Source organism: Streptomyces sp. NPDC017993 (genome assembly GCF_044328065.1).
GTDB lineage: Bacteria > Actinomycetota > Actinomycetes > Streptomycetales > Streptomycetaceae > Streptomyces.
Map to the genome: position 1 here is coordinate 249,906 of NZ_JBIRGO010000009.1, position 26,695 is coordinate 276,600.

31 protein-coding genes are annotated in these 26,695 nt (G+C 70.5%); 19 read left to right on the forward strand and 12 right to left on the reverse strand.

The features are described from left to right. Positions 1-106: 106 nt before the first annotated feature. Positions 107-808: a TVP38/TMEM64 family protein gene (locus ACH4FH_RS18975; protein WP_398556997.1), complete on the reverse strand. Its 702-nt coding sequence runs from the start codon at positions 806-808 to the stop codon at positions 107-109. Positions 809-1,177: 369 nt separating this feature from the next. On the opposite strand from ACH4FH_RS18975, the gene ACH4FH_RS18980 reads away from it, so the two are divergent. The 4 genes from ACH4FH_RS18980 to ACH4FH_RS18995 all read left to right on the forward strand — a co-directional run bounded on the left by ACH4FH_RS18980 (position 1,178) and on the right by ACH4FH_RS18995 (position 4,615). Then, positions 1,178-1,366 carry a hypothetical protein gene (locus ACH4FH_RS18980; RefSeq protein ID WP_398556998.1) on the forward strand — a complete coding sequence of 63 codons (189 nt, stop codon included), beginning with the start codon at positions 1,178-1,180 and terminating at the stop codon, positions 1,364-1,366. A 109-nt stretch (positions 1,367-1,475) separates the two neighbouring features. Then, the gene (gene tuf, locus ACH4FH_RS18985) at positions 1,476-2,648 is read left to right on the forward strand and encodes an elongation factor Tu (protein ID WP_398556999.1); all 1,173 of its coding nucleotides are present in this window, start codon (positions 1,476-1,478) and stop codon (positions 2,646-2,648) included. Positions 2,649-2,828: 180 nt separating this feature from the next. Then, the gene (locus ACH4FH_RS18990) at positions 2,829-3,671 is read left to right on the forward strand and encodes a patatin-like phospholipase family protein (protein ID WP_398557000.1); all 843 of its coding nucleotides are present in this window, start codon (positions 2,829-2,831) and stop codon (positions 3,669-3,671) included. Positions 3,672-3,823: 152 nt separating this feature from the next. Continuing rightward, complete coding sequence (locus ACH4FH_RS18995) at positions 3,824-4,615, forward strand: spermidine synthase (protein ID WP_398557117.1); 792 nt, start codon at positions 3,824-3,826, stop codon at positions 4,613-4,615. Positions 4,616-4,649: 34 nt separating this feature from the next. On the opposite strand, the gene ACH4FH_RS19000 is transcribed toward ACH4FH_RS18995, so the two are convergent. Further along, a complete protein-coding gene (locus ACH4FH_RS19000) occupies positions 4,650-5,966 on the reverse strand; it encodes an MFS transporter (RefSeq protein WP_398557001.1) in 1,317 nt (438 codons plus the stop codon). A gap of 242 nt (positions 5,967-6,208) precedes the next feature. On the opposite strand from ACH4FH_RS19000, the gene ACH4FH_RS19005 reads away from it, so the two are divergent. Together ACH4FH_RS19005 and ACH4FH_RS19010 are read left to right on the forward strand one after the other, a co-directional pair. Further along, positions 6,209-6,664 carry a DUF4442 domain-containing protein gene (locus tag ACH4FH_RS19005; RefSeq protein ID WP_398557002.1) on the forward strand — a complete coding sequence of 152 codons (456 nt, stop codon included), beginning with the start codon at positions 6,209-6,211 and terminating at the stop codon, positions 6,662-6,664. A gap of 363 nt (positions 6,665-7,027) precedes the next feature. Beyond that, positions 7,028-7,675: a DedA family protein gene (locus tag ACH4FH_RS19010; RefSeq protein WP_398557003.1), complete on the forward strand. Its 648-nt coding sequence runs from the start codon at positions 7,028-7,030 to the stop codon at positions 7,673-7,675. A 192-nt stretch (positions 7,676-7,867) separates the two neighbouring features. On the opposite strand, the gene ACH4FH_RS19015 is transcribed toward ACH4FH_RS19010, so the two are convergent. From ACH4FH_RS19015 to ACH4FH_RS19030, 4 genes are all read right to left on the reverse strand, one after another. Then, positions 7,868-8,533 (reverse strand): 1,4-alpha-glucan branching protein, encoded by a 666-nt coding sequence (locus tag ACH4FH_RS19015; RefSeq protein ID WP_398557004.1) that lies wholly within the window; start codon positions 8,531-8,533, stop codon positions 7,868-7,870. Between the two features lie 126 nt (positions 8,534-8,659). Further along, positions 8,660-9,376, reverse strand: a complete 717-nt coding sequence (locus tag ACH4FH_RS19020) for a hypothetical protein (RefSeq protein ID WP_398557005.1) — start codon at positions 9,374-9,376, stop codon at positions 8,660-8,662. A 262-nt stretch (positions 9,377-9,638) separates the two neighbouring features. Continuing rightward, on the reverse strand, positions 9,639-9,848 hold the full coding sequence (locus ACH4FH_RS19025; RefSeq protein ID WP_398557006.1) for a hypothetical protein: 210 nt from the start codon (positions 9,846-9,848) through the stop codon (positions 9,639-9,641). A 119-nt stretch (positions 9,849-9,967) separates the two neighbouring features. Then, positions 9,968-10,183, reverse strand: a complete 216-nt coding sequence (locus tag ACH4FH_RS19030; RefSeq protein ID WP_398557007.1) for a hypothetical protein — start codon at positions 10,181-10,183, stop codon at positions 9,968-9,970. Between the two features lie 279 nt (positions 10,184-10,462). Between ACH4FH_RS19030 and ACH4FH_RS19035 the strand changes: the two genes are divergently transcribed. The 8 genes from ACH4FH_RS19035 to ACH4FH_RS19070 all read left to right on the forward strand — a co-directional run bounded on the left by ACH4FH_RS19035 (position 10,463) and on the right by ACH4FH_RS19070 (position 17,983). Beyond that, a complete protein-coding gene (locus ACH4FH_RS19035; RefSeq protein WP_398557008.1) occupies positions 10,463-11,464 on the forward strand; it encodes an alpha/beta hydrolase in 1,002 nt (333 codons plus the stop codon). 472 nt (positions 11,465-11,936) lie between these two features. Further along, positions 11,937-13,076: an ATP-binding protein gene (locus tag ACH4FH_RS19040; protein ID WP_398557009.1), complete on the forward strand. Its 1,140-nt coding sequence runs from the start codon at positions 11,937-11,939 to the stop codon at positions 13,074-13,076. Then, complete coding sequence (locus tag ACH4FH_RS19045) at positions 13,073-13,480, forward strand: roadblock/LC7 domain-containing protein (RefSeq protein ID WP_398557010.1); 408 nt, start codon at positions 13,073-13,075, stop codon at positions 13,478-13,480. The genes ACH4FH_RS19040 and ACH4FH_RS19045 overlap by 4 nt, the downstream gene beginning before the upstream one ends. Next, complete coding sequence (locus ACH4FH_RS19050; RefSeq protein WP_398557011.1) at positions 13,477-13,857, forward strand: DUF742 domain-containing protein; 381 nt, start codon at positions 13,477-13,479, stop codon at positions 13,855-13,857. The genes ACH4FH_RS19045 and ACH4FH_RS19050 overlap by 4 nt, the downstream gene beginning before the upstream one ends. Then, positions 13,832-14,422, forward strand: a complete 591-nt coding sequence (locus ACH4FH_RS19055; protein WP_398557012.1) for a GTP-binding protein — start codon at positions 13,832-13,834, stop codon at positions 14,420-14,422. The genes ACH4FH_RS19050 and ACH4FH_RS19055 overlap by 26 nt, the downstream gene beginning before the upstream one ends. A 10-nt stretch (positions 14,423-14,432) precedes the next feature. Then, positions 14,433-15,800 (forward strand): cytochrome P450, encoded by a 1,368-nt coding sequence (locus ACH4FH_RS19060; RefSeq protein ID WP_398557013.1) that lies wholly within the window; start codon positions 14,433-14,435, stop codon positions 15,798-15,800. Positions 15,801-16,265: 465 nt separating this feature from the next. Continuing rightward, positions 16,266-17,165 carry a cytochrome P450 gene (locus ACH4FH_RS19065; protein ID WP_398557014.1) on the forward strand — a complete coding sequence of 300 codons (900 nt, stop codon included), beginning with the start codon at positions 16,266-16,268 and terminating at the stop codon, positions 17,163-17,165. A 53-nt stretch (positions 17,166-17,218) separates the two neighbouring features. Continuing rightward, entirely contained in the window at positions 17,219-17,983 is a 765-nt protein-coding gene (locus ACH4FH_RS19070) for an enoyl-CoA hydratase/isomerase family protein (RefSeq protein WP_398557015.1), read from the forward strand. Between the two features lie 93 nt (positions 17,984-18,076). Here ACH4FH_RS19070 and ACH4FH_RS19075 read toward each other — a convergent pair whose 3' ends face one another. Further along, positions 18,077-18,616, reverse strand: coding sequence for a gamma carbonic anhydrase family protein (locus ACH4FH_RS19075; protein WP_398557016.1), 540 nt, complete (start codon positions 18,614-18,616; stop codon positions 18,077-18,079). A 142-nt stretch (positions 18,617-18,758) separates the two neighbouring features. Between ACH4FH_RS19075 and ACH4FH_RS19080 the strand changes: the two genes are divergently transcribed. After that, a complete protein-coding gene (locus ACH4FH_RS19080; protein WP_398557017.1) occupies positions 18,759-19,613 on the forward strand; it encodes an acyltransferase in 855 nt (284 codons plus the stop codon). A gap of 38 nt (positions 19,614-19,651) precedes the next feature. Here the strand turns inward: ACH4FH_RS19080 and ACH4FH_RS19085 are convergent, their stop codons facing one another. Then, the gene (locus tag ACH4FH_RS19085; RefSeq protein ID WP_398557018.1) at positions 19,652-19,777 is read right to left on the reverse strand and encodes a hypothetical protein; all 126 of its coding nucleotides are present in this window, start codon (positions 19,775-19,777) and stop codon (positions 19,652-19,654) included. After that, entirely contained in the window at positions 19,778-20,647 is an 870-nt protein-coding gene (locus ACH4FH_RS19090; RefSeq protein WP_398557019.1) for an EamA family transporter, read from the reverse strand. It lies immediately after the preceding gene. 105 nt (positions 20,648-20,752) lie between these two features. Here ACH4FH_RS19090 and ACH4FH_RS19095 point away from each other — a divergent pair, with 105 nt between their 5' ends. Together ACH4FH_RS19095 and ACH4FH_RS19100 are read left to right on the forward strand one after the other, a co-directional pair. Beyond that, positions 20,753-21,325 (forward strand): helix-turn-helix domain-containing protein, encoded by a 573-nt coding sequence (locus ACH4FH_RS19095; RefSeq protein WP_398557020.1) that lies wholly within the window; start codon positions 20,753-20,755, stop codon positions 21,323-21,325. A 146-nt stretch (positions 21,326-21,471) separates the two neighbouring features. Beyond that, on the forward strand, positions 21,472-22,029 hold the full coding sequence (locus ACH4FH_RS19100; RefSeq protein ID WP_398557021.1) for a YbaK/EbsC family protein: 558 nt from the start codon (positions 21,472-21,474) through the stop codon (positions 22,027-22,029). 112 nt (positions 22,030-22,141) lie between these two features. Here ACH4FH_RS19100 and ACH4FH_RS19105 read toward each other — a convergent pair whose 3' ends face one another. The 3 genes from ACH4FH_RS19105 to ACH4FH_RS19115 all read right to left on the reverse strand — a co-directional run bounded on the left by ACH4FH_RS19105 (position 22,142) and on the right by ACH4FH_RS19115 (position 24,048). After that, positions 22,142-22,633 (reverse strand): GNAT family N-acetyltransferase, encoded by a 492-nt coding sequence (locus ACH4FH_RS19105; RefSeq protein ID WP_398557022.1) that lies wholly within the window; start codon positions 22,631-22,633, stop codon positions 22,142-22,144. A 25-nt stretch (positions 22,634-22,658) separates the two neighbouring features. Continuing rightward, the gene (locus tag ACH4FH_RS19110; protein WP_398557023.1) at positions 22,659-23,066 is read right to left on the reverse strand and encodes a CoA-binding protein; all 408 of its coding nucleotides are present in this window, start codon (positions 23,064-23,066) and stop codon (positions 22,659-22,661) included. A gap of 184 nt (positions 23,067-23,250) precedes the next feature. After that, the gene (locus ACH4FH_RS19115; protein ID WP_398557024.1) at positions 23,251-24,048 is read right to left on the reverse strand and encodes a type VII secretion system-associated protein; all 798 of its coding nucleotides are present in this window, start codon (positions 24,046-24,048) and stop codon (positions 23,251-23,253) included. Between the two features lie 245 nt (positions 24,049-24,293). Between ACH4FH_RS19115 and ACH4FH_RS19120 the strand changes: the two genes are divergently transcribed. Together ACH4FH_RS19120 and ACH4FH_RS19125 are read left to right on the forward strand one after the other, a co-directional pair. After that, positions 24,294-24,920, forward strand: coding sequence for a YigZ family protein (locus ACH4FH_RS19120; protein WP_398557025.1), 627 nt, complete (start codon positions 24,294-24,296; stop codon positions 24,918-24,920). Positions 24,921-25,081: 161 nt separating this feature from the next. Beyond that, entirely contained in the window at positions 25,082-26,545 is a 1,464-nt protein-coding gene (locus tag ACH4FH_RS19125) for an APC family permease (RefSeq protein WP_398557026.1), read from the forward strand. Positions 26,546-26,695 lie beyond the last annotated feature (150 nt).

A 26,695-nucleotide genomic window follows, 5' to 3' on the forward strand; every position in this document is an offset into this window, starting at 1 on the left:
CACGCCGCCCGTCCGGTGACGGCTCGTGAGCCGGCGGCCGGCGGCCGGGGAACCGCGCGCGGGAACAGGGCGGGCAGAAGTTGCGTGCGGGTCGGGAGGTCTGGCCTCAGCGCCCTCGCAGCGCCTTGCGTTTGCACCACGCCACGATCAGCCCGCCGAGTCCGCTGATCGCGATGAACCCCAGGGAGATGAGGAACGCCGGGGAGGTCGGGGTGGCGGCCCGCGCCCCGGCGACCACGTACGCGGCGGTGTTGGGGATGCTGCCGAGCGCCGTGGCGAGGAGGTAGGGCAGCCAGCCCATACGGGAGACCGCGGCGCAGTAGTTGCTGGCGCAGAACGGCAAGCCGGGGAAGAGACGGATCGCCAGCATCGAGCGGAAGCCGTGCTCGCTCAACTGCCGGTCGGCGGCCGCCAGCCAGCGGGCGCGCAGCAGCGGGCGCAGCGCGTCCTGGCCGAGCCACCGGCCGAGCCCGAAGGCCAGCCCGGCGCCCAGCACCGTGCCGGCGAGCGCGGCGGCGAGGCCGACGGTGTCGGCGAAGAGGGCGCCCGCGGCGAGGTTGAGGATCGGGCGGGGGACGAAGGCGGTGGTGCACACGCCGTACGCCAGCGCGAAGACCACGGCGGCGATCGGGCCGGTCAGCTGCGGTGGCCAGCCGTCGGCCAGCAGGCGCTGCGGCTGCCAGAGCAGCATCGCGGTCGCGGCGCAGGCCAGCAGGGCGAGCAGCAGGCCCAGGCGGGCCCAGGGGGAGAAGAGCACACGCGTGCAGCGCGCGGCGAGGCCGTCGGGCGTTGCGGCGGGTTCGAACATTCGGGGAGCGTAACCGACAGGGGTGGCCAGGAGCCGAACGTCGGACGCGTGGGCGCGATACCGGTTCCAGAGCGGTGAGGGTCACCACCCGGCCGGGTGACGAGTGTCCTTCCGGCGCGCGGTGATCCCTTGCCCGACCCGCGGTGACCCCTGTTGTGAGACCCGCTTCGTTGCTTTGCGCGCCTGACTGTATTGCGGCGGTACGGCGGTACAGCGATACGGCCGTACGGCGGGCCGCTGACCGGCCGTACGGCGTTGCGCAGGAGGGGAGATGACATGGCGTCGGGGCCTCGCCCGGCTCGCGGCGTCACGTTTCCCGCTCCATTAAATCGTTCGACGTCGCAGCGACGGCCCGGCACCATAAGACGCATGTTCCGGCACGCCTTCCTTCCGCTCCCGTCCGCAGTCGCGGACGCGCCGAAGGCTGCCTTCCACATCCTCGCGGCCCTCGCGGCGGCGGAGTGCGCGGCCGCGGCCGCCGCCTCGGTGGCCGCGGCCACCCCCGTCGCCGCAGCAGCCGTCCCGGCCGCAGCCGCGCACGACGGCGCACGAAGCTGACCCTCTCCGGATTGTCCGGCGGACCCCGCAGGGGGAGGGTCGGATGGGCCCGGGGGTCCCCACGGCGCGAAGTCGCCGTTCTCACCGCATTGTTGCGAGGAAGAACACCATGCCCAAGACGGCATACGTGCGCACCAAGCCGCACCTGAACATCGGCACCATGGGCCACGTCGACCACGGCAAGACCACGCTGACCGCCGCGATCACCAAGGTCCTCAGCGACCGGGGGAGCGGCACCTTCGTGCCGTTCGACCGGATCGACCGGGCCCCGGAGGAGGCCGCCCGCGGTATCACCATCAACATCTCGCACGTCGAGTACGAGACCGGCACCCGTCACTACGCCCATGTCGACATGCCGGGCCACGCCGACTTCATCAAGAACATGGTCACCGGCGCCGCCCAGCTCGACGGCGCGATCCTCGTCGTCTCCGCGCTCGACGGGATCATGCCGCAGACCGCCGAGCACCTGCTGCTCGCCAAGCAGGTCGGCGTACGGCACATCGTGGTGGCCCTCAACAAGGCCGACGCCGGCGACCCCGAGCTCACCGACCTGGTGGAGCTGGAGGTGCGGGAGTTGCTGAGTGCGCACGGCTATGACGGGGAGCACGTGCCGGTCGTCCGCGTCTCGGGGCTGCGGGCGCTGGAAGGCGACCCGCGCTGGACACAGGCGGTCGACGCGCTGCTGGACGCCGTGGACACGTACGTGCCGATGCCCGAGCGGTACGTCGACGCGCCGTTCCTCCTGCCGGTGGAGAACGTGCTGACGATCACCGGGCGCGGCACGGTCGTCACCGGCGCCGTCGAGCGCGGCGCGGTGCGGGTCGGCGACCGGGTGGCGGTGCTGGGAGCGGACGCCGAGACCACGGTCACGGGGCTGGAGACGTTCGGCAAGCCGATGGAGTCCGCCGAGGCCGGGGACAACGTCGCCCTGCTGCTGCGTGGTCTCCACCGCGACCAGGTACGCCGCGGACACGTCGTCGCGGCGCCGGGCAGCGTCACCCTGCGGCGCCGCTTCACCGCCGAGGTCTATGTGCTGTCCACGGAGGAGGGCGGACGCCGGACGCCGCTGTCCACCGGCTACCGGCCGCAGTTCTACCTCCGCACCGCCGACGTGGTCGGCGACCTCGACCTCGGCGAGCGGGCGGTGGCGCGGCCCGGGGAGACCGTGACCGTCTCCGTCGAGCTGGGCCGGGACGTGCCGCTGGAGAAGGGGCTCGGCTTCGCCATCCGCGAGGGCGGCAGGACCGTCGGCGCGGGCACGGTGCGCTCCGTCGAGGCGTGAGCGGACGGCGCGTGCCCTGAGGACAGGAGGGCCGGCTGCGCCCCGCACCCCCACGGGTGCGGGGCGCAGCCGCGTGCTGTCCAGCCGATGGGCCGAGTGCGAGACTGCTTGCTCCGGACCGGGCGGCCCGGGCAAGCCACGCGCTCCGGGGGGAGGGCCGGGGGAGAGAAGGGACATCGCATGGCGGGCACGGCACTGGTCCTCGGCGGCGGCGGGATCACCGGCATCGGCTGGGAGATCGGCATGCTCACCGGTCTCGCGGAGGCGGGCATCGACCTCGCCGCCGCCGATGTCGTCATCGGCACCTCGGCCGGATCGATCGTCGGCGCGCACCTCACGGCGGAGCGGCTGTCCCTGGAGGAGATGTACCAGCGGCAGCTTGCGGTGCCTGAAGGCCGCTCGGGCGCCAGGATGGGGCCCGCCGCGATGGCGCGCTTCGCCGCCATCGCGCTGCGCTCACGGGACGTGGTGTCGTTCGGCGCGCGCATGGGACGCCTCGCGCTCGCGGCCCGTACGGTCCCGGAGGCGGAACAGCGCTCGGTGATCGCCCGGACCCTGGACTTCGACGACTGGCCCGCGCGACGGCTTGTGATCACCGCGGTGGACGCCGCGACGGGGGAGCGGGCCACCTTCGACGACACCAGTGGCGTCCCGTTGGTCGACGCGGTCGCCGCGAGCTGCGCGGTGCCCGGCGTCTATCCGCCGGTCACCCTCGACGGAGTGCGGTGGATCGACGGGGGCGTGCACTCCAGCGCCAACGTCGATCTGGCCGCGGGCTACGCCCGGGTGGTGGTGGTCGCGCCGATGGCGGTCAGCGGCGGGCCGATCGCGGCACCGCGGACCCAGGGCGACGCCCTCGCGCGCCAAGGCGCCCGGGTGTGCGTGGTCACTCCTGACCGTGAGGCGAGGGCGGCGTTCGGCCGTAACGTCCTGGACCCGGCCAAACGCGCGGACGCGGCCCGCGCGGGACGCCGCCAGTCGGCCCGCCACGCCGCCGAGATCCACCAGGTCTGGTCGGACTGAGCGCACCGCGGGGTCGTCCGTACCAGCTGAGGCCGGGCCCCCGGACCCGACGGATCCGGGGGCCCGGCTCCGACCGGCACAATGTGACCGTGGACGAGACACCCGACCCGATACCCGTCACCCGGACCGTGGACTGTGGCACCGCCAAGCTGATGCCGGACGTGGACCGCCGCCGGGCATGGCTGCTGACGGTGGACGGTGCGCCGCAGTCGTATGTCGACCTCGATGCGCCCACGCACCTGGAGTTCGAGTATGTCCGCAGGGTGGCGCACGTCCTGGACGAAGCCGGGGAGCCCGGCCGTCCGCTCGACGTGCTGCACCTGGGCGGTGGGGCGCTGACCCTGCCGCGCTATGTCGCCGCCACCCGCCCTCACTCCCGCCAGGACGTCGTCGACGCGGACGGTGGGCTGCTGCGCCTGGTGACGGAACACCTGCCGCTGCCCGACGGCTCCGGCATCGCGGTGCGGGCGCAGGACGCCCGGACGGCACTGGAAGCGGCACCGGAGGACAGCGCCGACGTCATCGTGGCGGACGTGTTCGGCGGCTCGCGGGTGCCGGCGCACCTCACCTCCGTCGAGTACGCGCACGCCGCCGCCCGGACGCTTCGCCCGCACGGCATCTACGCCGCGAACCTCGCCGACAGCGCACCCTTCGACTTCCTGCGCGGCCAACTCGCCAATTTCCGAACCGTCTTCGACCACCTCGCGCTGATCGCCGAGCCGTCGGTGCTGCGCGGCAGGCGCTTCGGCAACGCGGTGCTGGTCGCCTCGGGGGCCGAACTTCCTCTCGCCGCCCTGGCCCGGCGGACGGCCGGCGACGCGTTCCCGGCCCGGGTCGAGCACGGCGCGGCGCTCCGGCGGCTGATCGCGGGCGCCGCACCCGTACGGGACGTCGACGCGGTGGCCTCCCCGGTGCCGCCGGACGGCGCGTTCAGCATCGGCTGAGCCGCGTCCGCGCGGACCCGGGGTGCGGGCGCCCTCATTCCGCGGTGGCGGCGCCGTCCCGCGGAGGAGCGGGCGGCAGGACCGAACTCGGCACCGCCCCCATGACCGGCTCCTGGGCCGGCGGCGGAACCGTGACCGGCGGCGTCGCGCGCCGCTCCAGCCGTCGTACGTCGGGGACGCACAGCACCCCCACCGTGAGCAGGGCGACCAGCGCGGAGCATCCCCACAGGGCGGCGGGCCTGCCGATGAGGTCCTGTACGGGGCCGGCCAGCGCGGTGGCCATCGGCACGATGGCCAGGGAGCCGAACCAGTCGTAGGAGGAGACCCGGGAGAACTTCTCCTCGGGGATCTCCTGGTGGAGCGCCATCATCCACGTCACCGCGAAGATCTCGACCGAGACCCCAGTGACGAACATGATCGCGGTGAGCCAGGCCGCCGGCAGCGGCACGGCCAGCGCCGCGGAGGGCAGGGCGAGTGGGAAGATACAGAGCACGCCGACCAGGAGCATGCGCCGGGGTTTGCAGCGGGTCATCACCAGTGCGCCGACGACGGTGCCCGCGCCGAAGGCGGCGAGCGCCAGTCCCCAGGGGCCGGCACCGCCCAGATGCTCCTCGGCGACCAGCGGCCCGTAGACCGCCTCTGCCGCCGCGATGACCGCGTTGACGAGGGCGAACTGCACCACGATCGCCCACAGCCAGGGCCGTGAGACCACCTCGCGCCAGCCGTCCCGCAGGTCGTGCAGCATCCCGCCGCCCGGGGCGCGCGCGGGCACCTTGCTGACGTCGAGGAACGCGCGGAGACCACCCGCGACGGCGAAGGTGGCCGCGTCGATGGCCAGCACCCAGCCGGGGCCGACCGCGGCGACCAGCGCGCCGCCGAGCGCCGCGCCGCCGATGTTCGCCCCGTTCATCCCCATGCGGAAGACGGCGAAGGCCCGGCCGGAGTGCTCGCCCGAGACGCTGGCGAGCACCATGCCCTCGGACGCCGGCGCGAAGAACGCCTGCCCGGTGCCGCCGAGCGCGGCCAGAAGCGCCATCTGCCACAGCTGCGGATCCCCGGCCAGCACGAGCAGGGCGAACAGTCCCTGGGAGACGAAGCTGAGCGCGTTCGCGGCGACCATGACGCGGTGCCGGGGGACGCGGTCGGCGAGCGCGCCGCCGATCAGCAGGAAGAGGACGAGCGGGATCGTGCGGGCGGTGGCGACCAGACCGACGTCGGTGGCCGTACCGCCGGATTCGAGGACCGCGAAGGCCGCCCCGATGAGCGCTCCGGAGCTGCCCAGGCTCGCGATCACGGTGGCGCAGGTGAGCAGTGTGTAGTTGCGCCCGGCCCAGGCGGGGCGGGCCGTCACCAAGACCGCACCGGCCGGCGGGCCGCGGCGGGGGGCCGGGGGGTGCGCGGGCGCGGGGTTGTCGGTGCGCGGTGGGCCGGGTGCGCGGCCCGCTCGCCCCCGGTGTCCTGCAGTCCTGGCCACATGGATGTCAACGATATGCGGGGCCCGGACACGCGGGAACAGCGCCTGCGGGTGGGCCGGCCGTCCCGGATCGCGGCCGGCTCTTCCCAGCACAAGCTACTGACAGGTAACATGCCGCCATGTCCTCCGAGACCCTGCCGTCGATCGGCGAAATGATGGCGGCATCCGTGCCGATGGCCCGCACCCTGAACCTCGACTTCGCGGAGACCACCACCGAGCGTGCCGTGGTCCGCATGCCCGACCAGCCCGATTTCCACAACCACGTCGGCGGCCCGCACGCCGGAGCGATGTTCACCCTCGCCGAGTCGGCGAGCGGGGCGATCGTGATGGCGGCCTTCGGCGACCAGCTCGGCCGTGCCGTGCCGCTCGCCGTCCGCGCCGAGATCGGCTACAAGAAGCTCGCGATGGGAGCGGTCACCGCGACCGCGGAGCTGGGCCGGCCGGCCGCCGAGGTGGTCGCCGAGCTCGACGCCGGCGGACGTCCGGAGTTCCCGGTGAACGTCGCCATCACCCGCGAGGACGGCGCGGTCACCGGCGAGATGACCATCGTGTGGACCCTGCGCCCCAACAAGTGACGCCCACGGCCATGTGACGTCCTCGGCGGGACCGGCCCTCGGGGCGCCTCGGTACAGCTGAGCGCGCCCACGCCGCCCGGACGGGGCACACACCCCGGCCCGCCCGCCTCTCCCGGCCCGTCGTGCGACGCACGGCGGGCCGTCGTCGTGCCGCGACACCCGGCGGATCGCCCGGCGGGTTTGCCGGACGGCGGACCGCCCTGGTAGGCGTTGCTGAACGGCGCATGAACCGGCCCGCGTCCAAGGCGATCGAGTACGCTTCGCGGGCGCCCTGTGCGGCGCGTCAGGGTATCGACCGGCACCGGTGTCATCGACTCCGGTCAGCGGCCCACGGGGGCCCCACAGCATGCGGAGGAATCGGCGTTGCACATCCAGGAGTGGCTCGAGACCGTACCGGCCGTGAGCGTCTACCTCCTGGTGGGGGTGGTCATCGGACTGGAGAGCCTGGGCATTCCCCTGCCCGGCGAGATCGTCCTGGTGAGCGCGGCGATCCTCGCCGCCACCCAGGACCACATCGACCCGTTCGTGCTGGGCGCCTGCGCGTCCGGCGGCGCCATCATCGGTGACTCCATCGGGTACATCATCGGGCGCAAGGGGGGACAGCCCCTGCTGACCTGGGCCGGCCGGAAGTTCCCCAAGCACTTCGGCCCCGATCATGTCGCCATGGCCGAGGCCAAGTTCGACAAGTGGGGGATGTGGGCGGTGTTCTTCGGCCGCTTCGTCGCCCTGCTGCGCATCTTCGCCGGCCCGCTGGCCGGTGTGCTGAAGATGCCGTACTGGAAGTTCCTCATCGCCAACGTCCTCGGTGGCATCGTCTGGGCCGGCGGCACCACCGCGCTCATCTACAGCGTGGGCATCGTCGCCGAGCCGTGGCTCAAGCGCTTCTCCTGGCTGGGTCTTGTCGCCGCCCTGCTGTTCGGCGTCGGCTCCTTCATCGTCATGAAGCGCCGCGCGCAGAAGGCCGCCGCCGAGCGCGAGGCGGAGGCACCGGTCCCCGCGACGGTCGACTGACCCGCAGGAGCCACCGCTGACCTCGGCCGACCCGCCGCGGGACAGACGAAGCCCACACCGGCCCGGCAGCACTCGCTGCCGGGCCGTCGCCTTTGCCGGCCACGCACAGGGAACCGGCCCGTGTAGTCGTCATGGGCGGTCACAGCACGATACGAAGATCGCCCCGCGGTCGAACGGGCCAACGGGCGCCGGCTAGGCCCGATGGCTCGTACGCAAGGTGGCGAAGAGCCCCGACGCGCGGGTGCCATCCGGCAGGTCCCAGGCGCCGGCGACGTGTCCGCTCGTCCCCTGCGGAGGTACAGGCCGGCCCTCCGGGGCAGGGCGCAGAAGCCGCTGCAAATGGAGGACCATGCCGTGGGGCGCGAGCACCTCGGTGCCCTCTTGGTTGTCGGTGGCCGTGGCGACGACGTCCGTGGCGAGGGCACCTTCGCCGGTGTAGGCGCGGGTGACCTCCCGGTCGGGGGCATCACTGGTGTTCTGGTCCTGGGCCTGGACCCGGCCTTCGACAAGGGCCAGCAGCTGGGCGACCAACACCGGGTCGTGGCAGCCGTCGTATGCCCAGCGCCGCCCCAGCACCCCGTGCTCCATGACGCCGACGAGAGCGTGCTCCGCGCCGGCGAGCGGGGCACCGCGATAGGTGAGCGGCACCATGTAGGCGGTCGGGCGAGGGCCGGACGCATCGGTGACCACGATGAACTCGATCCCGACCTCACCTTGTGGATCGTCCAGCCGGAAGCCGCCGGCCTTGGCCAACTCCGGTTCCCCCGCCCCGCCGCGGTACCACGGGCGGGTGGGCAGCCAGGCAGTGAGCAGTTCCAGCTTGGTCGGCTTGAGGACGGTGCGGTGGATGACGGCCATAACGAAGGTTCTCTTCCCTCGAAGTGGATGCGAACCTTCACCTTCCCACCTGCGCGGCAGCGAGAGAGCTGTCGTCCACCCGACAAGATCGACGAGAAAGGCGCGCGCCCCTTTCTCCGACGCGCGCTAGGCGACGTCCGCGTAGCTGGTACCGACCTTCAGCCCGTCCACCCAGTTGATGACCCGCGCGTTCGTGACGTCCGCGCCGTAGGTGCCCCACCGGGTGTCGTTGCCGAGGTCGTCCCAGGTCCGTCCGGAGAACGAGGCCACCTTGGAGCCGTTGTAGTACGCCTCGACCCAGCCGGTCGACGCCTCGTCGGAGGTGTGGATCCCGAGCACGATGCGCTTGTACGTGCTGGTCGCCACGGGGGTGCTCCACTTCAGGGTCCACTTCTCCCCGGCCGCGATGTGGAACAACTTCAGGACACCGCCCTCCACCTTCATCAGCACCGGGTAGTTCTGCTGTTGCTGGTCCCCGGTGCCGTACGACTTCCACTGGAAGATGGTCGCCGCGTCCGCGGTATTGGTGGAGGTGTCCCAGCCGAGGTAGTACGTCCGGTCGTTGTGGAAGGCGTAGCGCGAACCGCCGACCGAGAGGCCGTGCGCCTCACAACGTTCAAGGCCCAGAGGCTTGTTGAACTTGAAGACCATGCCGTGTCCGTCGTGATTGTCCTGCGCGGTGACGCTGCCCGGCGCGTCGCACAGGACCGAGGAGAACACCGCGGTGCCCCCGGCCGCGTCACCGTTCCAGATGACGGAGGCAACGGCGGGGGAGGCCGCAAGGAGAGTCAGTGCCGAGCCGATGACGGGGAGGGCGCCGAAGACGCCCGCGCGGATGCGCATGTGCCGTTCCCTTCGGTCGAGAGTCCTGCGCTTCGGCCGACGGCACGCCTTACGGGCCCGCCCGTCGTCCGCATGTCCTGAACGGTTTGTACACACGACCCGTCAAACGCTCAAGTAGTTCAACTGAGTTGATTGTTTTGAACGATTGAGAGGGGGTGCCGAACCGGCAGGTGGCAGCTGCGTGGCCTGCGCGAACGCCGTGGGGGCAAAGGGGATGGCCGGGCGCACAGAAGTGCCCGGCCATACAGGTGATGTCGCTCCGTCAGGACATGGTCCAGATGTCGGGTCCGCCGTCGCGCCATTCGAAGACTCCCGCGTCCTCCCAGATGAACGTCGTGGTGGCGAATCCGGCCCGGCGCAGGAAGGCGGCGACGTCACCGGTGCGGCGCGCCCGCCCGAGGTCGTGGCCGTTGAGCGTGACGCGACGGCCGCCGGTCGAGGGCGGATGCACGATCACAGGTGCACGGTTCATGAGCCCAGCATGCCGCCGCCCCGGCACTCTCGCATGCCGACAGCATTCGGGTGATAGCAGTGGGTAATGGACGCAGGTCGTCGGCCGGTCGGTTCGCCGCCTGCGGTCAGGCCGTCCCATCAGCCGATCCGGACGAAAGTGCCTTTGTGTCGCGCGATGTGGTCTTCGAGGACGGCACTGGCCAGGAGACTCTTGCCCACTCCGGCGCCACCCGTCAGGGTCACCAGGGGGGTGCCGTTCAGCAGCCCCGAGAGGTGTTCGTGGTCAACGGCCCGCCCCACGACGCCGGGCAGCGGCCGCTGATCGGCCCACGCGCTCATCGCATCCCCGTCCACGGCACGGACCGTGCCGCATTCCTCGTGGCCCCATGGTGCCAGAACCGACAGTCGGGTAAACAGCGCGCGGGGATTATCGATCGGGGGAAGCACCGCCGGCGCCGTTGACGCGCGGGGCGGCTCCTTCGGCCGCTGGTGACACGGAATTGCCTGGTCGGCGACGAGCCCGTGGCGGCGCTCCGTGCCGGTCCGCCGCTCTTATTCTGGTGCCTTTCGTCCGGCGTCGCGGCGGCAGAGTGGGCTGCCCCGGGGCCGGGCCGTGCACGAGGAGAACGTCCGATGAAGTGCCTGCGTGTCTGGGCTGTGGTGAGTGCGGTCGCGGTGGCGCTCCTCCTTGCCGGGTGCGGCAGCCTCGGCGTGGACATCGCCGACGCCTCGGGTGCGGCACGGCCGCCGGCTCGGGCCGCGGACGGCGGCAACGGCAGGCCCCGCATGGTGCCGCCCCTCGGCCCGCGCTCCACGTTCCTGCCGTACCGCACGACAGGGGACGACGGAACCGCGGTCGTCACGACCCGGTGGCACGGCCGGAAGTCCGGGTTCACCGGCGACATCTGGGTCTGGCTGCCGCCGCAGTACCACCGGGCGGAGTACGCCAGGAGCGGCTTTCCGGTGCTGATCGCGCTGCCCGGGGCCTGGGGCTACCCGTTCAACTACTGGGCGGGGGAGGGATTCGCGCTGGAGGAGCGGATCGCACGGTGGTCGCGGCAGGGCAGGACGCTGCCGTTCATCGTCGTGATGCCGGTGCTCAATCCGGGCAAGAAATACCACGACGGGAGCGACATCCCGGGCCGGCCGAAGATGGGCACCTGGCTGACCGAGGACGTTCCCGCCTTCGCGCGCGCCAACTTCCGGACCTACGACGGCCGGGAGGGCTGGGCGTTCATGGGGTCCTCCTCCGGCGGGTTCGCCGCGCTGAAGGCGGTGCTCAAGTATCCGCAGAAGTTCAAGGCGGCCGTCGTCAACGGGCCCGACACCGCCCCGGATTCGCCGATGTGGCGGGGGCACCGGGCCGAGATGCGGGCGAACGACCCCCGGCGCTTGGCCCGGCAGCTGGTCGCACGGCACGGTCCCCCGGTCTACCTCGCCTTCGAACTCGGCTCCGACGAGGCCGCGGTGCCCGATGTGAAGAGCTTCATCCGCGACCACACCGGCGGGCCGATTCGCACCACGCTCTTCGAAACGCCGCACGGCGTGCACAGCGGCCACACCTACCTCCGGAGCATGGCCGAGTCCTTGCACTGGATCAGCGAGCAGATGCAGGGGCCGGTGCCCTCCGTTTGACCCTGTGGCGCTTGCCCGTGGCCGCACCCGGCGATCCAACACGACTGAGAATGGCTCTCCGTGACGAGTTGTCACCACCGCGCTATCGGCGAAGAGTCAGCGTTGACATCCGTGGGCCGCCTCCGCTAAAGGGCCCGGCAAGAACGCCCAATGACCCCAAAGGGAACCTTTGTTGAATCTCCGTCAGATGTCGGGGGCGGCCAGATCGGCGTGGACGACGGGCAGCGCCATGATGCTAAGATCATCACACTTGCCAAGCGCTGTAATTACCTGCTATGGCAAAAGCGAAATTCCGCGCATTGGCCTAAGAAACCGCCACCCCGGGGAGAGGTATGCCATTAGCCGGGCCCTCGATGGCTTTCTGGCCGGCGACCCTGCGCGGCCGTTCACGCATGTCTGGAAACAAAAGTGACGAGACATCCGTCAGTCAGGCGTGCAATACCCGGTGGCTCCGTCGTCCGAAGAGAGTCCTATGACGCAGTACTTTCAGGATCCAGCGCTCTGGGGTTTGATCGCTGGTGTCCCTGTCGCTGCTACCGCGATTATTCGCGGTAGAAAGAAGATCACGGAGCTACGAAAGGAACAGGACGAGCTCCGGAAGCATTACGCCACACTGGAGGAGCATTACGCGGAGGCCGTCGAAGAGGCCAAGGACAGGGCCGAAGAGGCCACGAAGAACACGCTCAAGGCCGCTATGCGCACCCTACAGGGTCTGGCGAGCGAGCAACAGCTGGCGATTTCCAAGATGCAGGAAGCGTACGGCGAGCACCAGATTCTTCAGGACCTCCTCGACATCGACCACATGAACTCGCAGTTCGCACGGCGTGCGCAATCCATTGCCGTGCTCTGTGATGGTTGGCTCGGCCGGCGGCGGAACGCTGCCTCGCTGTACGACGTGGTGCGCAGTGCGAAGGGGCGCATCCGCCACTTCACGCGCGTCGAGATTCGTTCCCAGAGCAATTTCGCCATCGTGAACCGCGCCGTCGAACCGGTCGCGCTCACGCTCGCCGAACTGCTGGACAACGCCACCAGCTATTCGGCTCCGGAAACGATGATCGAGATCAATATCCGGCCGGTCCCCAAGGGCGTGTGCATCGTCGTCGACGACGCCGGTGTCGGCATGAACGAGGAGGAGCGGACGCGAGCCGCGGAACTGCTGTCGAGTGAGCACTCGCCCGGCGTCTCCAGCCTCGGAAATCCGCCGCAGTTCGGCTTCACCGTCATCGGTGTGCTCGCCGCCCGCTACGGCTTCAGCGTCTCCGTCGACTCCACCTCGCCCTACGGCGGCGTGCGCGCGGTCGTCCTTCTTCCCGACGATCTACTCACGTCCCTGCACGAGCCCGAGGAGAGTCCTGCCGTGGCCGCGTCCGCTCCGATGCCGCCCGAGGAGAGCCCTGAGAGCTCCCCGCCTCCCGCGACCACGGCCGGCGGCCTTCCGAAACGGCGGCGGCGTGGCGCCATATCCATCGTGCCGGCGGATGCGGAGAGCAGCGCCGACGGCCAGGCCCGGGACAGTGCGAAGGCCGCCTCCGTCATGGGTGCCTTCCAGCGGGGGACGCAATCGGGCCGTCGTTCCACCAATGCAAGCAGTGAAGGGCATGAGGCTCAGTGAACTACGATCTGTCGTGGATGCTTGACAGTGCTCTGGAAGTGCCCGAAGCGCAACACGCAATTCTTGTTTCCGCCGACGGTCTTCTCATGGCGCGTTCCAAGGACGTCGGCCGGGACCATGCCGACACCGTCGCCGCCGCGATGAGCGGTATGCAGTCCTTGAGTCGTACGGTCGCCGATTTCTGCGGTGGCCCCAACGGGCGGCCGCAATGGCGTCAGACGCTTGTCGAGTTCGACCATGGGTGGGTCTTTCTCATCTCGGCCGGCGAGGGGGCCTATCTCGCCGTTTCGGCGTCCCCCGATGTCGACATGGCCGAGATCACGTTCCGCATGCAGCAGCTCGTCGGGCAGCTCGGCAAAGCGTTGACCAGCCCCCCGCGTGAGAGGGCTGATATTCAACCATGACGACCTCGGACGAACCGGACCTGGAACACGAAGCCGCGGAATTAGTGCGGCCGTATGTCATCACAAACGGCCGTGACCTCCTCGATGCCAGCGATTTTTCGCTGATCTCACTGGTCACAGTGCATGAGGAGCCACCCCGGACGAAACCTCTCGATCCCGAGAAGCTCAGCCTGCTGGAGCTGTGTTCGGGAGGATTCCTTTCGGTCGCCGAGATCGCTGGACACACACGGCTCCCAGTGGGTGTCGTCAAAATTCTGGTGTCCGACCTCACGCAGGAGGGGCACCTTCGCACGCGGGCGCCCATACCTTCTGCCCAGCTTGTCGACAGGCAAATCCTTGAGGAGGTGCTGAATGGACTCCAGGCTCGCTTCGGGTGACGGTGTCTATCTGCGCAATTCGGTGCAGACCGCGGCGAAGATCCTCGTGGTCGGGCATTTTGCCGTGGGCAAGACGACGTTCATCGGGACCATGTCCGAGATTCCTCCGCTGCGTACCGAAGAGGTCATGACGCAGGCCGGCGCGGGAATTGACGACCCGAAGGGTGCGCCGGGCAAGACCACGACGACGGTCGCCATGGACTTCGGGCGCCTCACGCTCAGTGAGAAACTGGTCCTGTATCTCTTCGGAACACCGGGGCAGCAGCGCTTCGTTCAGGTCTGGGAGGACATGTCGCGCGGGGCCCTCGGGGCGCTCGTGCTGGTCGATCCCGAACGCCTGGAGGATTCCTTCCCGGTGATGGACCTGGTGGAGCACTACGGCATCCCCTACGCCATCGCCGTGAACCGATTCGACGGTACGCCGGATCACCCGCTCGATGAGATCCGGGAGGCGTTGGACCTGCTTCCCGAGACGCCCGTTGTCATGTGTGACGCACGTGATGAGCGTTCCTCGGCCGATTCGCTGATCACGCTCGTCCGTTATCTTCAGACTCGCCTCAACTAGGAGTTCAGGCATGCAATCTCACCCGGAATACCAGGCTCCACCGCCCGGTTGCCCCGCCCACAACAGCGCTACGAGTGTGCCGCTGCACGGGCCCGAATTCGCGGCCGCTCCCGAGGCGTTCTACGAACACCTGCGGCAGTTCGGCCCCGCCGCCCCGGTCGAGCTGGCCCCCGGCGTGGAGGCCGCACTGGTCACGGACTACGCCGCGGCCCTCCACGTCCTGCAGAATCCGGACACCTTCGCGCGGGACCCGCGCCGGTGGCGTGCGCTCAAGGACGGGGAGGTCCCCCTGGACAGCCCGGTGCTGCCCATGCTGATGTACCGGCCGAACACCATGTTCTCCGACGGAGCCGTCCACTTGAGGCTGCGTCAGGCGGTCACGGACAGCCTTGCCCGGGTGGACATGCACCGGATGAGCCGGCACGTCGACCGGGTGGCGGCGTATCTCATCGAGCAGTTCAGCAACCGGGGCAAGGCCGATCTGGTCACCGACTACGCCCAGTGGCTGCCCCTGCTGGTCTTCAACGACCTCTTCGGCTGCCCGGCCGAGATCGGGGACCGGCTGGTCTACGGTTTCTCCGGCATCTTCGACGGCGTCGACGCGGAGAAGGCGAACGAGGTCCTGACGGAGTCGCTCTTCGAGCTGGTCGCCCTCAAGCGCGCCCAGCCCGGCGAGGATGTCACCTCGTGGTTGATGGCGCATCCGTCGCAGCTGACCGACGAGGAGATGATCCACCAGCTCGTGCTGCTCATCGGAGCCGGCGCGGAGCCGATGCAGAACATCATCTCCAGCGCTCTGCGGCTGCTGCTGTCCGACGAGAAGTACGCCGGCGGTCAGCACTCAGCCGGCCTTCTGGTCGACGACGCCATCAATGACGTGCTGTGGAACAGCCCGCCGATCGCCAACTACGCCGTGCACTACCCCGTGCACGACGTGGAGCTCTCCGGTAACAAGCTGGGTGCCGGTGATCCGCTGCTCATCAGCTTCGCCGCGGCCAACACCGATCCGAACCTGTCGGTGGGCCGGCAGACGCTCAGCAAGCGGGCGCACCTCGCGTGGGGAGCCGGTCCGCACGCCTGCCCTGCGAAGGATCCGGCTCTGCTGATCTCCGTCCAGGCCATCGAGAAGCTGCTCAACACCCTGCCGGACATCGAGGTGGGTGTACCTGACGAGAGCCTTACCTGGCGGCCGGGCCCATTCCACCGGGCGCTCAATGCACTTCCCGCCCGCTTCACCCCGATACGCACCGAGAGGCGGGCATCCGCTCCTTATTCGACGGCTGAGCGAACCGCCGGAAATGCACCGGTCGAGGAGGGTCACGGAAAGTCGCGGAAGAGTAGCTGGTGGAGTGGATTCCTGACCTGGTGGAAGGTGTGATGTTCACGACAACTCCGGGTCTCCGTGCGCTGTATGGGTGTTCAGCCACAAGGGTAGGCAGGGGTGTCGCGATTAATATGATCTTCTGAAGAAGGAGTCGCTGTGGAGCCCGCCCTGGCCTCCCCGCCCACCGATCGGCGTTCCGTGATTTCGCTCTTCTCCCGCTTGCGTACGGCGAGCGGCCAGGCGAACCCACTGCCGTTGTACGCGGAGCTGAGGTCCATGGGGGATGTTGTTCCGGCTCCGTGGGGCGGGTACCTGATTACCTCGTTCGGCCTCTGTGACCAGGTGTTAAGAGATCGAGCATGGCAGGTACCCGACAGTGACTGGCGGGCCGGCCAAGGCGTGGGGACGCGTTGGAGTGCGCGTTCGTCGCGTGAAATGAGCAGAACTCTGCCCGCGCTCAACCCTCCGCATCACACCCGGGTGCGGCGGTCGTTGGGGAATATGTTCGACCGTAAATCCGTGGCAGATATCAAAGGAGCGATCGAGGGCCGGGTGGAAAGCCTTCTCGATCGATTCACCAGTGCTTTGCGGCTCGGCGATGCCGATTTCAGTTCCGTGGTCAGCGAAGAGTTGCCGATGAGTTCGATCGGTGAATGGCTGCAACTTCCGCCCGCCGATTACCCCATGCTGCGGGAATTGGCTCATGAGCAGGTATTCACCCAGGAATTGCTTCCCTCGGCGAGCCAGCTCGCCCGATCGGATGTCGCGACCGACCAGCTGCGAAACTACTTCACCGCACTGGTGCGGGACCGCCGCCGGGCACCGGGGGACGACCCCATCTCGGCATGGCTCCGTACGTGGGACGACCTCGAGTCCGACCGCGAAGCCGCCGACGAAGCCGTCTACCTCCTCGCGCTCCTCGTCTTCCTGGCCGCGCCGGAGACCACCGCGACCCTGCTGTCCACCATGGTCTGGCTGCTTCTGGAGCACCCGCGCCAGCTGGCGTGGCTGCGCGCGCATCCAGAGCATGTACCGGACGCGGTCGAGGAAGTGCTGCGCTTCGACTCCCCGAACCATGTGATCAGCCGGGTGGCCACCGAGGACGCCATGTTCGCCGGAGTGCACATCGAGAAGGGGAGCATGGTGCACCTCATGGTCGGTGCCGCCAATCACGACCCGGCGCACCACATCGACCCCGGGACCTTCGACATCCACCGCAAGGCCGCCCACCTCAGCTTCAGCGGCGGAATTCACTACTGCCTGGGCGCACCGCTCGCGCGTCTGGAGGCGACCACTCTGCTGAGCGGTCTGCTCAGACGCCTTCCCGGTCTCCCCGGGCTGCGCGTCAGCGCGGCTCCGGTCTGGGCGCCGCGGGTGGGCTTCCGCCGCATCATGGAACTGCGGGTAGCCACGTCCTGACGTGTCACTTTCGGGGGAGAACCAGTAACGAGAAAAGAGAAGCAGGGAACACCGTGGTGGAAGACTTCAAGGCACTTCGCGTCATACCCGAGGGCCCGGTGCTGAAGGTCGAGTTGAGCAGTCCGGAGACCGGTAATGCCGTTTCCGGCCTCGTACTCGATGAGCTCCTGGCCGTGCTGGGCACCCTGCAGGACGAGACCGGCGTCCGCGTGCTGATTCTCTCCGGTGCGGGTCAGGACTTCTGTCTGGGCGGCGACCGCAGGGAGTTCGGTGAGCTCCTCGCCGCCGATCCCGGTGGCGCCGAGCTTCGCGTACTCGCCAACAAGGCGCGTCGGGTCTGCGATGCCCTGGCCACAGCGAATGCGGTGACGGTCGCCCGCCTCCAAGGCGGGGTGATCGGGGCGGGGATGGCGCTCGCGTTGTTCTGTGACCTGCGAGCGGGGGCGGACAACTGCCGTTTCCGCATGCCCGAACTCGCCCTCGGAATGCCGCCCGCCTGGGGCGGCGCGCTGCCGCGGCTGCTGAACGAGACCGGAGCCGCCCGGATTCGTGAGTTGATCCTGACCGGCGCGAGTTTCGACGCGGCGAAGGCGGCGGAGCTGTCCATCCTTCACAAGGTCGTCGCCGAGGAGGAGTTGGACGACGCCATCAGGCAGTGGACGAAGCCGCTGCTCCGCAGGTCCCCCGTCGCCCTGCGGACCGCCAAGGTGATGATGAACGCGTATGCGGGCGCCAACCGCCTGGCGGACGCCACCCTGTTCGATGCGGAACTCATGACGTCGGTGCTGGCCGCCGCGGCGTCCGACCGGCGCGTCTGAGTGACCGGGGCCGGGCGCGCGCACCCGGCCCCGCACCCGGCCCGGTGTTCGTACCGAAGCGTCAGGTGACGGGCCGGCGGCAACGCTGCCGGCTCAGCTCTCCCCGCCCGTCACCGCGTCCCGGTGCTGTGCCGCCAGCTCCACGTACATCGTGGCGTTCAGCTTGATGACCTCGCGCTCCTCGTCGGTCAGCTCCCGCTTGACCTTCGCCGGCACCCCCGCCACGAGCGAGCCGGGCGGGACCTGCATCCCCTGCGGGACCAGCGCCTGTGCGGCGACCAGGGAGCCCGCGCCGATGTGGGCGCCGTTCAGGACCGTGGCGCCCATGCCGATCAGCACGTCGTCCTCGACGGTGCAGCCGTGCAGGACGGCGTTGTGCCCGACCGAGACCCGCTCGCCCACCGTCACCGGGAAGCCCGGGTCGACATGCACGGTGCAGTTGTCCTGGATGTTGCTGTCGGTGCCGAGGACGATCGGGCCGCAGTCGGCGCGCAGCACCGTGTGGTACCAGACGCTCGCGCCCGCGGCCATGGTGACGTCGCCGAGCACGACGGACGTCGGCGCGGTGAAGGCCCCCGGATCGAGATCCGGTTCCTTGCCGCCCACCGCTGAGATCAGTGCCCGTCCTGTCATTCCGGCCTCCTTGCCAGTGCTACGCCGCGCCTTGAGCACCGTAGAGGACGGGACCGGCGTTCGGCGGCAGCAGGGGCCGGTGGGGGGAAGATCACAGCGCAGCGCGCGGTGGGTGGTCCGGCGCGCTGAGTACGGTGTCCCCGTGCCGATAAAGCAGAACCTGTTCTCGTCCCTCGCGGCCTGGCGGCGCCGGGCCGTGTCGCGCGCCGTCCACCGTGTCGCGCGCTGGGTGAGGCAGGCCGGAGCCGTCACGTCCGAGCGGCCCGGGCCGTACCGCTTCCGCCGTATCGGCTCCGGCGCCCGGCTGGCGTTCCCGCAGGGCACGGTCTTCGGTGATCCGTGGATCGAGATCGGCGAGCACTGCATCATCGCCCAGGACGTGACCCTGACAGCGGGCATGATGCCGGACCTCGACCTGGGACCGGACCCGATCCTCACCCTGGGCAACGGCGTTGTCCTGGGCCGCGGCAGCCATGTGATCGCGGATGTCCGGCTGACGATCGGCAACGACTGCTTCTTCGGTCCCGGTGTCTACCTCACCACCACCAACCACAGCTACGACGATCCCGAAGTGCCGATCGGTAAGCAGTGGCCGCGCAGTGCCCCCGTCAGCATCGGCTCCGGCAGCTGGATCGGCACCGGGGCGGTGATCCTGCCGGGCGCACGCCTGGGCCGGAACGTCGTGGTCGCGGCCGGTGCCGTCGTCCGCGGTGAGGTCCCCGACCATGCGGTGGTCGCGGGCGCCCCCGCGAGGGTCGTCCGCAGGTGGGACCCGCAGGAGGGCTGGCAGCCACCCCTGCGTACGCCGACGCCCCGGCCGATCCCCGACGGCGTCACCTCGGAACAGCTTGTCGCCGTGGCGGAGTGGCAGGCCGAGGCCGGTGAGACGGATGCGGTCCCGCCGGCGGGGGAGATGGGGGAGACGGGGGAGCCCGCGTCCGCCCCGCCGCCGGTGGACGAGGCGGGTCAGGTCCGGCCGTCGGCGGACGTGCCGTAGGCATCGGGCGTTACGTGCCTACGACCTGACGGGTCGTGTCACAGGCTCGCGTCGCGGTGGGTGGGGCGGCCGCCGAGGGCGGTGAGCAGGGTGGGCAGGGCCATGGCGGCGGTGGTGAGGGGATCGTCGGCAAGGGCGGTGAGGCTTGGATCCGCTGTTGCCACTCACCCGCCCGAGGCGAGCAGGACCGTGCCGACCAGGGCCAGTGAGGCGCCTGCCGTCTGGATCGCCCGCATCCGCTCCTTGAGAACGCCGAGTGCGGCGAGCGCGGTCACGACGGGGTACAGGGAGGCGAGTACCGCGGCCATGGTGACCGGGCCGTTCTGGGCTGCGAGGGCGTAGGTGCCGTTGGCGGCGACGTCGGCGATGCCGATGAAGCCCAACGCGGGCAGTGCGTCGCGCAGCTCCCCGATGCCTCCCTCGGGCAGCGCCTGCGTGCCACGCCGGACCGAGGCCCAGAGGGCGGCGCCGCCGACGGCGACGTTGCACAGCCGCTGGACGAACAGGGCGAGGAAGAGGCCGGTGACGGTCGTGGACGCCTCCGCGATCAGCGCCATCACCGCGCCGAAGCCGAGTGCCGAGATCAGGGTGAGCGCGATCGTCCGGCGCGCCACCGACGCGCCGCCGACCCGCGGTCCGCCGGCCAGCAGGACACCGATCACGGCGACGACCATGCCCGCGGCCTGCAGGAGCCCCGGCCGCTCACCCGCCACGAAGCCGACGCCGAGCGGCACCAGAACGGTGCCGATCGACCCGAGCGGGGAGACCACTCCCATCGGGCCGAGCGCCAGCGCCCGGTAGAAGCAGAGCATCGCGGCGGGGCCCACGACGCCGGCGGCGACCGCGAACCACAGCTGCGGGCCGGCCTCCCGCCAGCCGCCGGTCGCCAGCACGATGACGCCAAGCACCAGCGCGGCCAGGGTCTGCGAGACGACCACGACGGTCAGCGCGTGCAGCCGTCGGGTGAGCAGGCCGCCGCCGAAGTCGGCGAGCCCCCAGAGCAGGCTGGTGGCCAGGGCGAAAGCCGCTGTCATGGTGAACCTCGCAGTACAGTGTGCTGAACGATGAAGTGCAGCTCACCGTAGTACAGGAAAGATGACTACGGAATTCAATATATTGACCTCCGACCGGGATGGACCGTGACCGACCTCGATCAGCTCACGCAGTCACTCGCCCGCAACCTCAAACGCTGGCGCACCGAACGCGGCTACACCCTCGACGCGTTGGCGGCTCGGGCGGGCGTCAGTCGCGGCATGATCATCCAGATCGAGCAGGCCAGGACGAACCCGAGCGTGGGGACCACCGTCAAGATCGCCGATGCCCTCGGGGTGAGCATCACCACGCTGCTGGACTACGAGCAGGGGCCGCAGGTACGGATCGTGGCACCGGAGAACGCCGTCCGGATGTGGTCCACCGACGCCGGCAGCCACACCTCGCTGCTGGTCGGCGCCGAGGCCCCCGGCCCCTTCGAACTCTGGGACTGGCGGCTGATGCCCGGTGACGCCAGCAGCTCCGACCCGCACCCTCCCGGCACCTTCGAGCTGCTCCACGTACGCGCCGGAACCCTGACGCTGGTGGTGGACGGCGTGGAGCACACGGTCACCGAGGGGGCGTCGGCGACCTTCGAGGCCAAGGTGCCGCACGGCTATCGCAACGACGGCACGGAGCCGGTGGAGATGACCATGTCGGTGACCATCCCGCTCGCCCGCTGAGCCGCCGAGGCGGTAGGGCGCGGGGGTGCGGGGAGGGGCGCGGGAGTCGCGGCGCCGGGAGGGTGATCCCCGCAGGAGTGTGGGGGCTCCGTGCGCGCGGTGAGACGCCGTCCCGGCGGCCCGGCGCGGCTGCTAGCTTGGCTGATATGCCCGTGCCGATGGATGCCTTCGACGATGTCCGGCCCGCCACCGAGTGCCTGGATCTGCTGACCGAGCCCGTTGCCGCCGCGCTGCGCTCCTGGAGCGGTTCGGTGCCCGTCGAGGAACTCCGGTTCGTCGACACCGATCCGGCCATCGCGGACACCGAGACCCTCGTCCGGCATCACGGCGCCTGGCTGCTGGAGCAGTCCGCGAACTGTGTGGTGGTCGCCGGCAAGAGGGGTGGCGAGGTCACCTTGGCCGGCTGTCTGGTCCTCTCGCACACCCGCGTCGACGTCAACGGTGTGGTGCGACGCCAACTGAACGCCCGCAAGGCGTCGTTCGCGCCGATGGACGCCGCGGTCGGCGACAGCGGGATGGAGTACGGCGGCATCACCCCGATCGGTCTGCCCGCCGCCTGGCCGATCCTGGTGGACGCCGCCGTCGCCGACATCCCGTACGCGCTGATCGGCAGCGGCAGCCGCCGCGGCAAGCTCATCGTGCCGGGCAAGGCTCTGGCCGAACTGCCGGGCGCCACGGTCCTGGACGGGCTCGGAGTCGGCTAGCGAGTGCCGAAGGCGTGGCCCAGTGGGGGCCGGGGCGGCATCGTCGTTCCGGAGCCGGCCGGGCCGCCGCACGGTTCGACCGGGGGCTTCAGCGTGACATCGGCCGCCGGCGCTACTCGGTGGGCGTGCGGGAGCGCAGATTCAGGGAGAGCGCCGTGGAGTGCTCGGCGAAACCCAGGCTGCGGTACAGCGACTCGGCGCCGTCCGTGGCGTGCAGGTCGACGCGGGTGACGCCCCGCTCGGCGAACCAGTCCAACAGCGCCTCCGTCGTGGCACGCGCATACCCGAGCCCCCGGTACCGGGGATCCGTGCAGACGTTGAAGACGAAGGCGAACCGCCCCGACGGGTGGCCGGGCGCGGGAAGGCGTTCCTCGACCCGCCCGACCGCGCAGGCCGCGAGATGCGTCGAGCCGCCGCCGTCCCCGTCCACCACGAACCCGCCCAGCGGAGCGTCCGGCCCGGTCAGCTGCCGGCGGGCGATCGCCTCGGCGTCCTGCTCCCAACTGCCGGGCTCGTCCCGCCCGTTCATGGCAGTGAACATCAAGCGGCGCAGCCGGACCAGTTCGGCGGCGTCCTCGGGGAGCGCGGCACGTGGCGTGATCATGCAAGGACGCTAACGCAGGCGGCCCTCAGCCCAAACGGGGTATCTCGATGGCCGGACAACGGTCCATCACCATCTCAAGACCGGCCTCGCGCACCCGGTCCGACGCCCCCTCGTCGATCACCCCGAGCTGGAACCACACGGCCTTGGCGCCGATCGCGACGGCCTCGTCCGCGACCTCTCCCGCCAGGTCGCTGTTGACGAAGACATCAACGACATCCACCGGGAACGGGATCGCTTCCAAGGAGGCGTATCCCCGCTCGCCGTGCACCGTCTCGGCCTTCGGGTGGACGGGCACGATCCGCTTGCCGTAGCCCTGCAGCACCTGCGCGACGCCGTAGGCCGCGCGCTGCTCGTTGCGGGACAGGCCCACCACCGCCCAGGTGTCACCGAGCTCGGTGAGAATCCTGCGGATCGTGTCGGTGTCGCCGTACACGCACTGCCTCCTGCACATCGGAAAGGTTCTTGTGCGGACAACGGATGCTGCCGCCCGGAGATTCCCGACGCGGGCGGTGACGTGCCTGTTCGGAGCCCCGGGCGCACACCGGGCGGCACCGGCGGGCACACGGCCGCCCCGCCCGAAGGGGAAGACGGGCGGGGCGGGTCCGTGTGCCGGCTGGTCAGCTCGCTGCGCCGGCCGCCCCACTACCGGCCATCCCGGCGCCCACGGTGCTCTCCTCGCCGGCACGCGCCGGCTTGCCGATCGCCATCCCGGCGCCCACCGGCTCGATCCCGGCGGCCGCCGTACCGGGACGCAGCGACCCGGCAGCGACCGGCTCGGGAGCGTCGTCGGCGCCCTGCGCGGTACCGCTGCCGGCAGCCGCCAGCGCCGCGCGCAGCTGCTCGGTGTCCAGCAGCATGCTCACCGGGCCGGTGGGGTTGATGTAGAGGGAGTGGCCCGGCGGCAGCTGCTCGGCCAGTTCGGCCACCGGCCGCCGGTCGTAGAGCAGTCGGCCCACCGATTCCAGGTACACCGCGGAGGTGTAGACGGGGATCACCGGCGTGCCCTCGGGGGATGCCGCGGCCAGCGGCGTGCCGGTCGCGGTGACCAGCACGGAGACCTCCGCGCGGGCCAGCGCCGCCGGGACGTCCTCGGCCGGTCCGTAGCCGGTCGCGGCGAGCTGCACCGCGCTGTCGACCGCGTCGGCCGGGTCCGGCCAGTCCAGCATCTGCGGCGACGGCCGGTACTCCGGGTTGTTCCGCCACTCCTCGATCTCGCCGGTCGGTCCCGACCGCCACTGCCCGATGAGCGCCCAGAGGGGCGGTGGCCCCTCGCCCGACCAGGTCAGATCGACCATGGCCAGCCAGTGATCGGGCGCATTGCGTGCCGCCTCGACGACCTCCGGGGGTGGTTCGGGCATGTCCGTGCCCGTCACGGGATCGCCCGCCGTCATCGCCGACTGTGTGTCCTTGTCCATGAAGCCTCCGCCAACCCGCCGTTCCGGTTCCTGCGTGTACGAGCCGGCCCCGGAAACACGAGGCCCTCGCCCTGGGGGTCACAGTGCCCACGGGTTCCCCGAACGTCTTCCCGACGCACCGTGCGCGCCTCGCGCGTACGCCGCCTGGCCGTGCGAGAGAGCCCGTACGGCGGACACCGGGGCGCGGCGTGACCCCCGCGGGCGCCCGGTGCCCGCCCGCCGGCGGGGCCGCATAGGCTGGTGCGATGCAGGAGCAGTACCGGACTCTCGCGCGCGAGGGTGTCCACGAGATCGAGATCAACAAGTCCCGCTTCCTCTGCGCGCTGGCACCCGTCGCCACCGAGGCCGAGGCCCAGGACTTCATCGCGCGCGTCCGCAAGGAACACCCCGGCGCCCGTCACCACTGCTTCGCGTACGTCCTCGGTGCCGACGGTGGCATCCAGAAGGCGAGCGACGACGGCGAGCCGGGGGGCACCGCCGGGGTACCGATGCTGCAGATGCTGGTGCGCCGCGAGATGCGCTACGTCGTCGCCGTCGTCACGCGCTGGTTCGGGGGCGTGAAGCTCGGCGCGGGCGGCCTCATCCGGGCCTACGGAGGCGTCGTCGGCGAGGCGCTGGACGCGCTGGGCACCGTGACCCGGCAGCGGTTCCGGCTGGCGACGATCACCGTCGACCACCAGCGGGCCGGACGGGTCGAGAACGACCTGCGCACGACGGGCCGGGCGGTGCGTGAGGTCTCCTACGGAGCCGAGGTACGCATCGAGATCGGGCTCCCGGAAGCCGACCTGGAGTCCTTCACCGCCTGGCTGGCCGACACCACGGCCGGCGCGGCGCGGCTGGAGCTCGGCGGCGAGGCGTACGGGGACCTCTGACCGGAGGGCGGGGCGGGCGCCGCATCCCGGCCATTCCGGGGGAGCCGCCGGGCGTTTTCGCCGGCGGACGTACCGGCGGACCGCGGAGCGTGCCAGCCTGTTGCGCGCCGGGAACCGGGCCGCTGCCGGGTGGGCGAGCGGGCACGAGAAAGGGCCGACCGATGCCTGACCTCCTCGACGAGCGCACGGGTTTCGTCCGCCGTATCGGCCTCTTCCAGGCCACCGCGATCAACATGAGCCAGATGTGCGGCATCGGCCCCTTCGTGACCATCCCGCTGATGGTTGCGGCGTTCGGCGGGCCGCAGGCGGTGATCGGCTTCCTCGCGGGCGCGGTGCTCGCCCTGGCCGACGGGCTGGTCTGGGCCGAGCTGGGCGCGTCGCTGCCGGGCGCCGGCGGCAGCTACGTCTACCTGCGCCAGGCGTTCCAGTACCGCACCGGAAAGCTGATGCCGTTTCTGTTCGTCTGGACGGCGATGCTGTTCATCCCGCTCGGCATGGCCACCGGAGTCATCGGCTTCGTCCAGTACCTGGGCTATCTGTGGCCGGGAATGAGCCAGGAGCAGGGCGACGCCGTCGGTCTCGTCGTCACCGCCGGGGTCCTCGTGCTGCTGTGGCGGCGGGTGGAGAACATCGCCAGGCTCACCGTCGTGCTCTGGACGGTGATGATCGCCTCCGTCGTCCTCGTCATCGTCGCGGCGTTCACCCACTTCAGCCCGGAGCGCGCCTTCACCTATCCCGCGCACGCCTTCGAGCTGACCTCGCATCAATTCTGGATCGGCTTCGCGGCCGGCCTGACCATCGGCATCTACGACTACCTCGGCTACAACACCGCCGCCTACCTGGGCGCCGAGATCAAGCGCCCCGGCCGCACCCTCCCGCGCGCCATCCTCTTCTCCATCCTCGGCATCATGGCCATCTACCTGCTGCTCCAGGTCGGCACCTTGGGCGTCATCCCCTGGCAGGACATGCTCGACCCGGACAACGCGGCGTCCTCCTCCGTCGCGTCCGTCGTGCTGGAGAAGGCATGGGGCAGGGGCGCCGCCGACGCGGTGACCGTGCTCATCCTCCTCACCGCCGTCGCCTCCGTCCTCGCCGGACTGCTCGGCGGCTCCCGCGTGCCGTACGACGCCGCGCGCGACCGGGTCTTCTTCCGCCCGTACGGCACGCTCCACCCACGCCACCGCTTTCCCGTCCTGGGGCTGCTCACGATGGGCGGCATCATGGCCGTCGGCTTCCTGATCGGGCGCCACACCGACCTGACGACGATCATCCAGCTGCTGACCACCGTCATGGTGATCGTGCAGGCGCTGGCACAGATCGCCGCGGTGAGCGTGCTGCGCCGCCGCCAGCCGGCCCTGCGCCGCCCGTACCGGATGTGGCTTTACCCGCTGCCGAGCATCGTCGCCCTGATCGGCTGGCTGGTGATCTACGGCTACGCGGACCGCAACTCGCCCGGCAGGCACCCCGTCGAGTGGTCGCTGGCGTGGGTGGCGGCGGGCGTCGTGGCCTTCCTGCTCTGGGCGCGCCACGAGAAGGAGTGGCCGTTCGGGCCGAAGCGCATCAGCGAGGAGTACCTGCACGGGCCGGGGCCGGACCCCGCGGAGGAGGAGCCGGCCGTCGGTTAGCCGAGAGGGAGCCGGGAGCCCCGTCTCCACCGACGGACCGTCAACTGCGTTGTGCGGGCGGGTCTTTGCGAGGGGACGGGATATGCCCTTCGTCACGTGCTCGGCACCTCCCCTCCCCAAAGGGCCTGATATCGGCCGATAGCATCTCTC